Source organism: Vibrio sp. 10N.247.310.23, assembly GCF_041467155.1.
Classification (GTDB): domain Bacteria; phylum Pseudomonadota; class Gammaproteobacteria; order Enterobacterales; family Vibrionaceae; genus Vibrio; species Vibrio crassostreae_C.
This window is the reverse complement of record NZ_JBFSTZ010000015.1, coordinates 24,703-38,335: the sequence shown is the minus strand read 5'-3', so window position 1 is coordinate 38,335 and position 13,633 is coordinate 24,703. Positions and strand designations below refer to the sequence as shown.

7 protein-coding genes are annotated in these 13,633 nt (G+C 45.5%); 4 read left to right on the top strand and 3 right to left on the bottom strand.

Translation table 11 applies throughout. From position 1 onward, the window contains the following. Positions 1-181: 181 nt before the first annotated feature. Together AB6D93_RS13065 and gltB are read right to left on the bottom strand one after the other, a co-directional pair. On the bottom strand, positions 182-1,651 hold the full coding sequence (locus tag AB6D93_RS13065) for a glutamate synthase subunit beta (protein WP_017062889.1): 1,470 nt from the start codon (positions 1,649-1,651) through the stop codon (positions 182-184). Then, positions 1,651-6,198, bottom strand: coding sequence for a glutamate synthase large subunit (gltB, locus tag AB6D93_RS13060; protein ID WP_017059305.1), 4,548 nt, complete (start codon positions 6,196-6,198; stop codon positions 1,651-1,653). Before gltB ends, AB6D93_RS13065 begins: the two co-directional genes overlap by 1 nt. A gap of 530 nt (positions 6,199-6,728) precedes the next feature. On the opposite strand from gltB, the gene AB6D93_RS13055 reads away from it, so the two are divergent. From AB6D93_RS13055 to AB6D93_RS13040, 4 genes are all read left to right on the top strand, one after another. After that, complete coding sequence (locus tag AB6D93_RS13055; RefSeq protein ID WP_017059306.1) at positions 6,729-7,682, top strand: TIGR01212 family radical SAM protein; 954 nt, start codon at positions 6,729-6,731, stop codon at positions 7,680-7,682. A gap of 91 nt (positions 7,683-7,773) precedes the next feature. Continuing rightward, on the top strand, positions 7,774-9,525 hold the full coding sequence (locus tag AB6D93_RS13050) for a diguanylate cyclase domain-containing protein (RefSeq protein ID WP_017059307.1): 1,752 nt from the start codon (positions 7,774-7,776) through the stop codon (positions 9,523-9,525). A 174-nt stretch (positions 9,526-9,699) separates the two neighbouring features. Continuing rightward, on the top strand, positions 9,700-12,069 hold the full coding sequence (gene arcB, locus AB6D93_RS13045) for an aerobic respiration two-component sensor histidine kinase ArcB (RefSeq protein ID WP_017062885.1): 2,370 nt from the start codon (positions 9,700-9,702) through the stop codon (positions 12,067-12,069). Between the two features lie 7 nt (positions 12,070-12,076). Further along, positions 12,077-12,520 (top strand): hypothetical protein, encoded by a 444-nt coding sequence (locus AB6D93_RS13040; protein ID WP_017062884.1) that lies wholly within the window; start codon positions 12,077-12,079, stop codon positions 12,518-12,520. 136 nt (positions 12,521-12,656) lie between these two features. Here AB6D93_RS13040 and arcA read toward each other — a convergent pair whose 3' ends face one another. Then, positions 12,657-13,373, bottom strand: a complete 717-nt coding sequence (arcA, locus tag AB6D93_RS13035; protein WP_004741534.1) for a two-component system response regulator ArcA — start codon at positions 13,371-13,373, stop codon at positions 12,657-12,659. Positions 13,374-13,633 lie beyond the last annotated feature (260 nt).

Here is a 13,633-nt window from a genome sequence, read left to right as displayed (position 1 = left end):
GATATCAATGAGATATATAAGGTGAATGTTAACGAGATTTAACATATACAACAGGGTGATTTTGAAAACGACAAATGCCAGATAGAAAAAAGGCTAGCATCGAGTGCTAGCCAAATATAAAAGTTAGGAAGGGTATTGCTTTTCCTCTAGGCTAACGTAATTGACGTTAGCCCGAGAAATATTATGCGGAAAGCATGAGTGAATCAGCTTTCGCTTCTAAGTTTGAGTTACCCATTAAGAAGTCATCAATGGCAATTGCACATTCACGACCTTCATTAATACAACGTACAACTAGAGATTGACCAGTACGCATATCACCAGCAGCGAAAACGCCTTTCTGGTTCGTTGCAAAACCTTCAGAAGCGACGTTACCGCGCTCGTCCAGTTTAATGTCTAGTTGAGCAAGCACGCCGGTTGGCTCCGGGTGTAAGAAGCCCATTGCTAGGAATGCCATGTCACAAGGAATAACACGTTCAGAGTTCGCGACTTCATCAAAGCCTGGACGCTCACCTGGTTTCGCATCTTGCCAAACGATGTCAGCAATACGTAGACCCGTCACTTGACCTTGCTCGTTACCGATGAACTCTTTGGTTAAGATGTTCCAGTGACGTTCACAACCTTCTTCGTGAGAAGTGGTGGTTTTCATGATCATTGGGTATTGAGGCCAAGGCATGTTTGCAGGGCGCTTCTCTGGTGGGATCGGCATGATCTCAACCTGAGTAATGCTCGCTGCCTTATGACGGTTTGATGTGCCCACACAGTCAGAACCAGTATCACCACCACCGATAACCACAACGTGCTTATCTTTAGCGTGAATCTCTTCTGTTTTAAGATCTAGGTTGTTAGCACGGCGGTTGTTTTGACCAAGGAATTCCATGGCAAAGTGAACGCCTTTCAACTCACGACCAGGGATTGGCAAGTCACGTGGAACCGTAGAACCACCCGTTAGCAATACCACATCAAACTCTTGGCGTAGCTGCTGAGCGTTAACATCAACACCGATGTGTTGGTTAACTTTAAACTCAACGCCCGCTTCAGCCATTAGGTTGATCTTACGATCAATCACGTCCATACCCAGTTTGAAATCTGGGATACCGAAGCGAAGTAGACCACCGACTTTCTCGTCACGTTCAAATACCGTTACCGAGTGACCAGCGCTGTTTAGCTGCTCCGCTGCGGCTAAGCCAGCAGGACCTGAACCGATAACTGCGACAGTTTTACCTGTGCGAGAGCGTGGTGTTTTAGGTTTTGCGTACCCTTCACGGTACGCAGTTTCAACAATCGTTTTCTCGATATTACAGATAGTGATTGGGTCTTGGTTGATACCAAGAACACAGGCACTTTCACAAGGAGCAGGACAAACACGACCGGTAAACTCAGGGAAGTTGTTGGTAGAGCTTAGGATGTTCCAAGCCTCTTCCCAGCTGTCACGGTAAACCGCATCATTGAATTCTGGGATGATGTTACCAATCGGACAGCCGTTGTGACAGAAAGGTACGCCACAGTCCATACAACGAGAGGCTTGAGTATTGATCTTTTCACCAAACTCTTCGTTAAGTACGAACTCTTTGTTGTTTTCAATTCGAACTGACGGGTCGAGCTTCTTTGGAAGCTCACGACCGTGTTCTAAAAATCCAGTAGGCTTACCCATTATACTGCCTCCACTTCTTCCGTTTGTGCCTGTTGTGCTTCAGCTTTACGCTTTTCAAGAACAGCTTTGTAGTCGCGTGGCATTACTTTAACTAGCGATGCAACACTTGCTTCAAAGTTGTCTAGGAAAGATTGAGCAACTTCACTTCCTGTGAATTCAACATGCTTAGTTAGCATATCCAGTAGAAGATCTTTATCTTCTTGTTCAATTGGATCTAGGTCTACAAGTTCAGGGTTGAGCTTGGTTTCGAAGTCACCCGCTTTGTCCCAAACATAAGCAACACCGCCACTCATGCCCGCAGCAAAGTTACGACCTGTTGAACCAAGGATAATGGCAACACCACCAGTCATGTATTCACAACCGTGGTCACCAACGCCCTCAACAACAACCTTCGCACCTGAGTTACGAACACAGAAACGTTCGCCTGCCATACCGCGAATGAAAGATTCACCTGAGGTCGCACCGTAGAAACATACGTTACCAACCACGATGTTATCTTCAGCAACGATAGAAGATTTCGCATCTGGGTACAGTACCAAAGTACCGCCAGACAGACCTTTACCCCAGTAATCGTTCGCGTCGCCTTCTACTTCGAACTTAACGCCTTTCGCAAGGAACGCACCGAAAGATTGGCCAGCACTACCGTGGAACTTAACGTTCATTGGTTGTGGTAAACCTTGGTCTTTGTAAACCTTCGAGATTTCGTTCGACAGCATGGTACCAGCAGAGCGGTCCGTGTTGATGATAGGGAAGCTCGCATTCACGGCTTCGCCTTTCTCAAGAGCTGGAATCGCAGCTTGAATCAACTTGCGGTCTAGAACGTCTTCTAGGTTGTGGTTTTGTTGCGTCTGGTTGTAGATACCATCTTCTTCACGTGCCTGCTCAATGTGCAGTACAGGTGTTAGATCTAGGTTCTTGTACTTCCAGTGGCCGATGTCATCACGAACTTTAAGTTTGTGCGATTGACCAACCATCTCATCGATAGAGCGGAAGCCAAGTTCAGCCATTACTTCACGCAGACCTTCAGCCATGTATTGGAAGAAAGTGACTACGTCTTCTACGCGGCCGTCGAAACGTTCACGCAGAGTCTTGTTCTGTGTAGCGATACCAACAGGACATGTATTCTTGTGACACTTACGCATCATGATACAGCCTTCAACCACTAGAGCTGCTGTTGCTACGCCCCATTCTTCAGCGCCAAGTAACGTTGCTACTGCAAGATCACGTGGTGTTTTCATCTGACCATCAGATTGAACAACGATACGGTTACGTAGGCCGTTTTTCAGTAGTGTTTGGTGCGTTTCCGCTAGACCCAGCTCCCAAGGCAGACCGGTATGACGGATAGAAGACATCGGAGATGCACCCGTACCACCATCAAAACCTGCGATAAGTACCACGTCAGCTTTCGCTTTCGCTACACCCGATGCAATCGTACCTACGCCAGCTTCTGATACTAGCTTCACGTTGACACGACCGTTACGGTTCGCGTTTTTCAGATCGTAGATCAGCTGAGCCAAATCTTCGATTGAGTAGATATCGTGGTGTGGCGGTGGCGAGATAAGACCTACGCCCGGAGTCGAGTGACGCGTTGCGCCGATCCAGTCATCAACCTTATCACCAGGTAGTTGACCACCTTCGCCCGGTTTCGCACCTTGAGCCATCTTGATTTGTAGCTCATCAGCGTTAGATAGGTAGTAAGACGTTACACCAAAGCGACCAGAAGCCACCTGTTTGATTGCTGAACGTTCCCAGTCGCCGTTTTCTTTACGTTCGAAACGTGCTGGATCTTCACCACCTTCACCTGAGTTTGATTTCGCGCCAATGCGGTTCATCGCAACAGCCAGTGTTGAGTGAGCCTCATGCGAGATTGAACCAAAGCTCATTGCGCCGGTTGCGAAACGCTTAAGAATGTTCTCGATTGGTTCTACTTCTGCTAGAGGAATAGAGCCTGCAGGGTTCTTGATGAAGTCCAGTTGGCTACGTAGCGTTGCTGCGTTGTCGCCTTGGTCATCAACTGCTTTTGCGTACTTCTTGAACTGACCGTAATCTTTGTTACGCGTCGATTCTTGAAGTAGAGAAATCGTTTCTGGGTTGAATAAGTGTTTCTCACCACGTTGTTTCCACTGGTAAACACCACCAACATCAAGGATCTGAGCTGGAATTTCACGAGCTGGGTAACCAACACGGTGACGAACCAATACTTCTCGCGCGATATCGTCGATCGTTAGACCTTGGATACGAGAAACAGTACCTGTGAAGTATTTTTCAACCACTGATTTGCTAACACCAAGTGCTTCAAAGATTTGTGCACCGTGGTAAGACTGCAGCGTAGAGATCCCCATCTTAGAGAAGATCTTAAGTAGACCGCCGTTAACACCTTTACGGTAGTTATCGAATAACTCACGTGGGTGTACGTTTGGATCTAGCTTCTTAGTACGTTGCAGTTCAACAATCGTTTCAATAACTAGGTATGGGTTAACTGCGTTTGCACCATAACCGATAAGCGTTGCAAAGTGGTGTGTCTCACGAGCGTCGCCCGTTTCAACAACGATGTCACACTTAGCACGTAGACCTTTACGGATTAGGTGGTGGTGAACCGCGCCAACCGCCAGCATTGCTGGAATAGCGGCATGGTTAGAGTTAACCGCACGGTCTGTCAGTAGGATGATAGAGTAGCCATCAATCACTGCGTCTTCTGCGTATTGGCAGATACGCTTAAGTGCGCGCTCTAACTTACCTTGGTCGCCATTTGCTTGGAATACGATATCCAGCGTCTTCGCCTGAAGGTGCTCGTTATCGATTGCACGCAGTTTTTCTAACTCAGAGTTAGACAGTACTGGAGACTCAAGTTCTACTTTTTGACAGTGCTCAGGTGTTTCAGCAAGTAAGTTCTGGTCTTTACCTAGGTAAGTGTTCAGAGACATAACCATGCGCTCACGAATCGGGTCGATCGGCGGGTTAGTTACTTGTGCAAACAACTGTTTGAAGTAGTTTGAAAGGTGCTGCGATTGGTGAGAAAGAATCGCTAGCGGCCAGTCAGCACCCATTGCAGAAAGTGGCTCGTAGCCTGTTTTCGCAAGAGGTAGAATGATTTCGTTTACTTCTTCAGAACTCACGCCAAACGATTGTTGTTTGTGTAGTAGTTTCTCTGGAGAAGGTTGGCTAAATTCGTTGCTCGCATCCGGTAGCTTTTTCAGGCTCAGAAGGTTCTCTTCAACCCACTTTTCGTAAGGTTGTGCTTTAGCAATGCTGTCTTTCACTTCTTCATCAGAAATGATGCGGCCTTGCTCAAGGTCAGCAACGAAGATACGACCTGGTTGTAGACGACCACGGTACTCAACGTTTTCAGGTGCAATCTCAACAACACCAGACTCAGACGCCATTACTAGGAAGTCGTCTTTAGTTACTGTGTAGCGAGAAGGACGCAGACCGTTACGGTCAAGTGTTGCACCTACTTGAACACCATCGGTGAAACATACTGATGCTGGGCCATCCCATGGTTCCATTACGTTCGCGTGGTACTGGTAGAACGCACGACGAGTTGGATCCATGTTTTTGTTTTCTTGCCATGCTTCCGGGATCATCATCATCAACGCGTGTGGCAGAGTACGACCTGAAAGAACAAGTAGCTCAAGTGCCATATCGAAGTTTGATGAATCCGAACTACCTTCCTGACAGATAGGAAGCAGCATGTCGATTTCAGCTTGTGTAAACAGATCCGATTCTAGGATTGCTTCACGTGCTTTCATCCAGTTCAGGTTGCCGCGAACCGTATTGATTTCGCCATTGTGCGCGATGTAACGGAAAGGCTGAGCTAGACGCCAACGTGGGAATGTATTGGTAGAGAAGCGAGAGTGTACTAGTGCTAGAGCTGTCACCATGGTTGGGTTTTGCAGATCTAGGAAGTACTGAGGAACTTGTTCAGTTGTTAGCTGACCTTTGTACACCAATGTCTTGTAAGACATAGAGTTGATGTAGAAGTCATCACCGATATTTGAAACGCTTTCTAGGCATACACGAACCGTGTAGTTACGTAGAACATACAGTTTACGCTCAAGCTCTTCTGGTGTGATACCAGGGCCGCCAGAAATAAATACGTGTTCAAATTGAGGTTCAGTGCTTAGTGGGTCAGCACCAATCATTGAATTGTCCGTTGGAAGTTCACGGTAACCGATAACTTCTAACTCAAGGCGTTGTGCATTGCGTTCTAGAATGTCACGACACTGTGCACGTTTGTGTTCATCTTTAGGGAAAAGTACAACACCAACACCATATTTTTCAAAAGATGGCAGCTTAATTCCAAGCTTTACGGCTTCTTCTAGTAAGAATTCGTGCGGCTTCTGTAGCAGGATACCTGCACCATCACCAGAACACGGATCGCAGCCTTGGCCGCCACGGTGTTCCATACGTGCAAGCATATCGAGTGCTTGAGTTACTACATCATGAGATTTGCGATTCTTTAGATGCGCAACAAAACCGATACCACAAGCGTCATGCTCCAATTCAGGAGTATACAGACCCTGTGAGTTCTGCTCTTGATCTACCATAGATACATCCTTCCAGTTAAATCTAGGCGCAACTTATTTGTATAAAGTCAGCCTTGTCCTTTTATATTTATGGGTCTAAACCTGCCTATGCTGGCGGTTTGAATCCTTTCCGTATCTCGCAGGAAAAGTATTGCGAGAAAAACAATCCTTGGTGATACCTGTTTATTTTTAACCACAAACTAGTGGTTTATATAGGTGGGAGTTAGATATCACCGACTTATTAGCAAGTTTTCGTTGTAAGTAAATACTCAAAAATAGCCAATATGTGTAAGTATCCTACAATTTTGTCTAGGCGAATTGCAATGAAAGTTGACCCATGTAGACCATTTTTTTCGTTTTATTTTGAATTTAATGCCTAACAAATGTGCAACATTAGGCAAATAGAGCCGATTTTTTGCATGTTTATTGATATTTGTTAGGTTGCTCGCAAAAAGCCTTGAGTAAACTAATTGGTCGAATTTTGCAGGGATGTAATTTTTTTTCAAAAAAAGACTGATATTCATTCTTATTTACTTGAGTGCTTTGAAAATATGCAATTACACGAGTTGGTCAATACTATCGGCCAAGACCTTCAACGCCGTTATGGCGAGAAGGTTCACAAGCTGACGCTTCATGGTGGTTTCAGCTGCCCAAACCGAGACGGGACAATTGGCCGTGGAGGTTGCACGTTTTGTAACGTGGCTTCCTTTGCCGATGAACAAACTCAAATTCAAAGTATTGCTGACCAGCTAAAAGATCGTGCGGGTGAGATTGCTCGTGCCAAGAAGTACCTGGCTTACTTTCAGGCGTACACCAGCACTTATGCTGAGGTGCAAGTGCTCAAGAATATGTATGAAGAGGCGCTAAAAGCACCCGGTGCAGAGATCGTCGGCCTTTGTGTTGGTACGCGACCAGACTGTGTGCCTGATGCGGTGTTGGATCTGTTAGCGGGCTACGTTAAACAAGGCTATGAGATTTGGCTCGAGCTTGGCCTGCAAACCGCCAATGATAAAACCCTCAAGCGAATTAACCGCGGCCACGATTTTGCAGTGTATGAAACGATCACCCAACGCGCACGCGCTTTAGGTATCAAGGTGTGTACTCATCTGATTGTTGGCCTACCAAAAGAAACCAAAGCGGATAACCTTGAAACCTTAGACAAGGTATTAGCCGTTGGCACCGATGGTATTAAGCTGCACGGCCTTCATATAGTAGAGGGCAGTACCATGGCTAAGGCGTGGAAGGCCGGAAAGCTAGAAGCCCCAAGCCTTGAAGAGTACATCGATATCGCGAGTGAGATCATTCAACGCACGCCTGCGGACGTGGTTTATCACCGTGTTTCTTCAGCGGCGAGACGCCCAACCTTACTTTCTCCTTTATGGTGTGAGAACCGCTGGTTAGCGATGACTGAAATAGGTCGTTCGTTGGATAAAACCGGTGCTCAAGGCATCAAAACGGGCTCTGCATTCGAGTACACGTTGCCTGTTTTAAACGCGGCCAATTAATAGAAATGGGTGACTGTAGGTAACAGCAGATAAAACCAATAAATAGTGGTAACATTTCCCTAGCAGATTTTATGGTATAGATTGAGAGTAAATGGAACTGGTAATGACTTGGTTGTGGGACAGGGCGTATGGCTACGGTATTTATATCGTTGTTGTATTGCTGATTGCTCTCATCTGCTGGCATCTCTATTCTCGTTATCAGTCGCATATCGAAACGCTTCTACTTGCTACCCCGTCGCCACTCTACTTTGTTGATGTTCGAAGTGGCGAAATACTCTATGCCAATCGCCAAGCCATGCAGTTGCTTGGTATCCGCCAAATCGGTGTTAATTTTCGCTTTCCTACTGTGGAAAGCGAGAACAGCTTTCGTCACTACTTAACCAACCACATCAACTCTCGAGCCTTCGAGCAGGTCTCCCTGTGGGCGCTTTCTGAATTTGAGTCGTTCAAGATCAACTTGATCGGTCGTAAGATCCATTTTAGAAATAAGCAGGCTTGGATGATTCACGCCTCACCTTATAAAAACACTAACGAAGAACTGTCCCAAGAAGTTCGAGAACTGAATGTTGCTCGTACCGCTTTGGATTCTTTGTCTGAGCTGATCTACGTGAAAGATCAGAAAGGTCAGTTAGTGACGAGTAATCGCTCGTTTAAAAAGTTTTGGCATGGTCGTGCTGAAGAGGGCACCCTGAGTGTTTCTGGTGGAGTATTAAAAGGTCGTGTAAGTGAACGCTCTTGGACTACAGATCAAGATGGAAAAAGCTGCTTGCTTGAAACCTACCAAAGTGTGCTGCTTTCCCAAGATGGAGAAACCATCGGCACGCTCTCTATTAGTCATGATGTGACCGATTGGCATGACATGCAGCAGAAACTGCGTGGCGAGATGGAGAAGCGAAAAGATACCGAAGTGGCACTTGCGCAGCGTGACACCATCTTGCAAAACCTCCTGGAGGCCAGCCCAGACTCGATTGGTATCTTTAATGAAAACATGGTTTATCAAGCGTGTAATAAACCATTTGTGGCTGCGCTGGGTATCTCTGAAGTCAGTGACTTGATCGGTAAACGTTTACAAGATGTGGTGCCACATAGCATCTATACGCGAATATCAGAAACCGATCATCAAGTGCTTCATCAAAGTAAATCACTGCGTTATATCGACAAAGTGGTCTCAAGTGATGGAACATTTACTTGGTATGATGTAGTCAAATCACCGTTTAGAGATCCAGCATCGAGCACTAATGGTGTGTTGATCATGGCGCGTGATATTACAGAGCGTTATCTAGCAGAACAAAAGCTTGAAGAAGCCAACCTTGAACTTGAACGCCTCAGCTTTATGGATAGCCTGACTAAAGTGTCTAACCGACGTCGTTTCGATGAACAGCTCTCTACACTGTGGCATTATCATGTGCGTGAGAAGCTGCCACTGACGATCATGCTATGTGATATCGACTTCTTTAAAGGCTACAACGACTTTTACGGACACCAACAAGGCGATGATGCTTTGATTCAGGTTTCTCAGGCATTTAAGCAGGTGTTGAATCGTTCATCTGATTGTGTGGCTCGTTATGGTGGTGAAGAGTTCGGCTTTATTCTGCCAAATACAACGACCGAAGGTGCTCAGCTGGTGGCGCAGCGTATTCATGATGAAGTCCTAAAATTGGAACTTGCGCATGAGAAGTCGACAGTCTCTGAATTCATCACGGTGAGTATTGGTATTATCTCTTACATTCCTACACCTGATGATGAAATGGAATCGGCTGTTGCCTTGGCTGATAGTGCGTTGTATCAAGCGAAATCAGACGGTCGCAACCGTTCAATGGTGCATCCATACTCAATTCGCTAACGCTATAAAATTGGCAATTTGATTATCCCCGGCTATTTTTGCTTAGTTAGTATTTGTATTGGTTAATTAACCTTCGAAATTACCGCTGAACACTTGCTGCGTGTGATGTAGCTAGCTTACCTCCCATCTTCAAACAGGGTAGAATGTTGCTAGTCTTATCGCATGGAGCGCTAAATGAAACCCATGAAAAATCTTGCCCAGTATTACGTGGATCTACTCGTAAAACTGGGGATTGTCCGCTTTTCTATCTTACTCGCCCTAGCGCTTGTTGCCCTCGCTGTTGTTGTGCAAGTCGGTATCACCCTTGCACTCAAAGGCAATGTTGATGACATCGACATTGTCCGTTCAGTTTTCTTCGGTTTAGTGATCACGCCTTGGGCGGTTTATTTTCTGTCAGTGGTCGTGGACCAGTTGGAAGAATCACGTCAAAGGTTAGCGAAATTGGTCTCTAAACTTGGCGACATGCGTGAGCGAGACCAAGAACTCAACAATAAAATGCAGCTCAATATCGAGAAGCTTAATCAAGAAATTGAAGAGCGTGAAAAAGCGGAAGAAGCGCGCGCAGAAGCAATGCAAGATCTCGAAAACGAGGTGTTCCAGCGCGAGCGTACTCAGCTTGAACTCGCAGAACGTACTGCACTGTTACGCTCGTTTATCGATGCCTCGCCTGACCTTATTTACTACCGTAATGAAGATGGTGTGTTCTCTGGTTGTAACCGTGCGGTTGAAGAGCTCACTGGTAAAACAGAAAAAGAGCTAGTTGGTTTAACTCCTTGGGATGTTTACAGTAAAGAGGTCGCTCAGCAAGTTGTTGAAACCGATAAGAAAGTATTTGCTGACAACCAAGCACTGACTTATGACCAATGGCTTGAATACCCAGATGGCCGCAAGAGTTACTTCGAACTGCGTAAAGTGCCTTTCTACAGCAAAGATGGTCGTCACTTGGGCTTGGTTGGTTTTGGCCGCGATATTACTGAACGTAAAGAGCATCAAGAGTCGTTAGAAAAAGCCAGCCGCGATAAGACCACCTTTATCTCAACTATTAGCCACGAGTTAAGAACGCCGCTCAACGGCATCATTGGCTTGAGCCGCATGCTGCTTGATAGCCAACTGACCACCGAACAGCGCAAGCAGATGCAAACCATCAAGGTGAGCGCGGTGACACTGGGTAATATCTTCAACGATATTATTGATATGGATAAGTTCGACCGCCGTAAGCTTGAACTCTTCCCTACGCCTATTAACTTTGAAGATTTCGTTGTCGAGATCGAAAGTATCTCTGCGTTGATGGCTGAGCAGAAAGGGTTAAGGTTCGATCTAGAAAGATTGTCTGATCTTCCAGCTGCTGTTGAGGTGGATGGTACTCGTCTTAGACAGGTACTGTGGAACCTTGTTAGTAACGCGATGAAGTTCACCAAAGATGGTGGAGTGGTGATGACAGTCAGCGCCGACATTGATGGTGACTTTGCCAACATTACGATGGAAGTGGAAGATACTGGTATTGGTATCCCTGAAAGTGAAATCGAGAAGATCTTCGCGATGTACTATCAGGTGAAATCGGGCACGGACAACTTGCACGCTGTCGGCACGGGTATTGGTCTCGCTGTCTCTCAACAGCTGATTAATATGATGGATGGCCACATTGAAGTCATCAGTGAAGAGGGCTTTGGCAGTACCTTTACGGTTTCGATTCGAGTTCCAGTGAATCACGATACTCAGGCTCTGATCAAAACGCCAAGAAAACAGTCGAATCTTAAGATCTTTATGGTCGAAGACATTGAACTCAATATCACAGTGGCTCGCTCTCTACTTGAAAGCCTTGGCCATGAAGTGACAGTCGTGATGACGGGTAAAGAGGCGCAAATTGCTTTCAATCCTGAAGACTATGATTTGGTGTTGTTGGATATCCAACTGCCAGATATGACGGGTTTCGATATTGCTCAATACTACCGCGAGAAATACAGCCAGCTACCGCCTTTGGTGGCGTTAACTGCGAACGTATTAAACAACAAGCAAGAGTACTTCCAGAAAGGCATGGACGAAGCGATCAGTAAACCTTTGTCGGTTCGAGCTATCCAAGATGTCATCAGTGAACTTATCGAAGATGCACCAGAGGTAATTGAGAAGGTAGCGGGCACCGATAAGGTTGAGAGCATTGATAAAGTCGACGCGAGTAAGCCTGTTCTTTCAGAAATTGATACCACTTTGCTTGATATTGATATGCTAGAGTCTTATGTTGATATTGTTGGACCGAAACCGGTTTTGGATAGCATCGCGATGTTCGAAGATATGATGCCGGAGTATATGGAAATATTGAACTCCAACATGGTCGCGAAAGATAAAGCCAGTATCGTTTCTGAGGCACATAAGATTAAAGGTGCTGCAGGTTCTATTGGTCTGAAACGCATCCAACAAGTTGCCCAGAAAGCTCAATCTCCAGATTTGCCTGCGTGGTGGGAGAACATTTCAGATTGGGTTGATGAGATAAATAACGAATACCAGAATGACATTGAAGTTTTAAAGAGTTGGTTAAATCAAAGGTAGAAGAATAATGAAAAAATTAGCATTCGCCGCATGTGTAGTGGCATTAGCGGGTTGTTCTGCGCCACAAGTAGAATGGCAGCAAGATAATCAAGTCGAAGTATCTGCAGCAACAGTTACCATGAAAAGCAACCTTTGGCACAACAAGATGCCAACGATTGGCGAGACTCAAGATAAGACCCTACATGGTGCTATCTACCTAGAGTCAGACTCACAACTGCCAGCAACGCTTGCGGTTGAAAGTGTTACGGTTAAACAGGGTGCAGACACCTTGTTGGTAACGGCTGACGATCTTGATTTAAGAACACACAGTGAAACTCAATGGGAAGTCGCGTTTGTATGGCAGCTAGAAATCGACAGTGACAAGCCTGTTGATGTGGCGGTGGAACTTAAAGATGGCGAAACCGTGAAGTGGTTAGTAGAGAAAGACGTTAAGGTGGATACGGTTTACTAAAATCTTATCCAATTAAGAACAATAAAAAAGGGAGAATGCGTTGGCATTCTCCCTTTTTAATAACTATTGATGACGCTTCTAGTGTTCAAAACACTTACTGGTGAGTAGTGCTAAATGGTAAGAGGCGCGAATCGAATTAGTCTTCTAGGTCACCACAAAAGCGGTAGCCTTCACCGTGAATCGTTGCGATGATTTCTGGCGTACCAGAAACAGATTCAAAGTGCTTACGAATACGACGGATTGTTACGTCTACAGTACGATCGTGTGGCTTAAGCTCACGGCCAGTCATCTTCTTAAGAAGGTCTGCACGTGTTTGGATCTTACCTGGGTTCTCACAGAAGTGAAGTAGAGCACGGAACTCTGAACGAGGTAGCTTGTAGCCTTCGCCATCTGGGCTAACCAGAGAACGACTGTTGATGTCTAGTACCCAACCATTGAACTCGTACTTCTCAACGCTACGCTTTTCTTCTTGAACAGAGCTTGTGCTCATTGAACGGTTAAGAAGGTTGCGTGCACGGATAGTCAGTTCACGAGGGTTGAAAGGCTTAGTGATGTAGTCATCAGCGCCGATCTCTAGGCCAAGGATCTTATCAACTTCATTATCACGACCCGTTAAGAACATAAGCGCTACATTTGCTTGCTCACGTAGTTCACGCGCAAGTAGTAGGCCATTCTTACCTGGAAGGTTGATGTCCATAATTACAAGGTTAACTTGGTTGTCAGATAGCACTTGGTGCATCTCTTCACCGTCGCTAGCCTCAAAAACAGCATATCCCTCTGCTTCAAAAATACTCTTTAGAGTGTTACGAGTTACTTGCTCATCTTCAACGATAAGAATCTGCGGGGTTTGCATTTGGCGGTACCTAAATTTGTGACGAAACTGTGCTAATAGAATAAATTCTAGGCAAAAACATAACATACAGGTAATGTATTTTTGATGATAACTTAAAGTTTTCAAAAAAACACTTACTTCCAGCTATCTGCCTTCCTTGAAGTATTGCCCAATAACGTAGATCCAGTACGCCTTTCAATCATTCTTTTAGTGATTGGAGTGGATTCTATAATGTTAACAGCATGCTAACAACGCGAGAATGTTAATTCCATTCACTTTGT

Bases quoted from the DNA above. Each gene is read 5' to 3' on its own strand.
- AB6D93_RS13065 (WP_017062889.1), bottom strand. From the start codon at position 1,651: ATGGGTAAGCCTACTGGATTTTTAGAACACGGTCGTGAGCTTCCAAAG.
- gltB (WP_017059305.1), bottom strand. From the start codon at position 6,198: ATGGTAGATCAAGAGCAGAACTCACAGGGTCTGTATACTCCTGAATTG.
- AB6D93_RS13055 (WP_017059306.1), top strand. From the start codon at position 6,729: ATGCAATTACACGAGTTGGTCAATACTATCGGCCAAGACCTTCAACGC.
- AB6D93_RS13050 (WP_017059307.1), top strand. From the start codon at position 7,774: ATGGAACTGGTAATGACTTGGTTGTGGGACAGGGCGTATGGCTACGGT.
- arcB (WP_017062885.1), top strand. From the start codon at position 9,700: ATGAAACCCATGAAAAATCTTGCCCAGTATTACGTGGATCTACTCGTA.
- AB6D93_RS13040 (WP_017062884.1), top strand. From the start codon at position 12,077: ATGAAAAAATTAGCATTCGCCGCATGTGTAGTGGCATTAGCGGGTTGT.
- arcA (WP_004741534.1), bottom strand. From the start codon at position 13,373: ATGCAAACCCCGCAGATTCTTATCGTTGAAGATGAGCAAGTAACTCGT.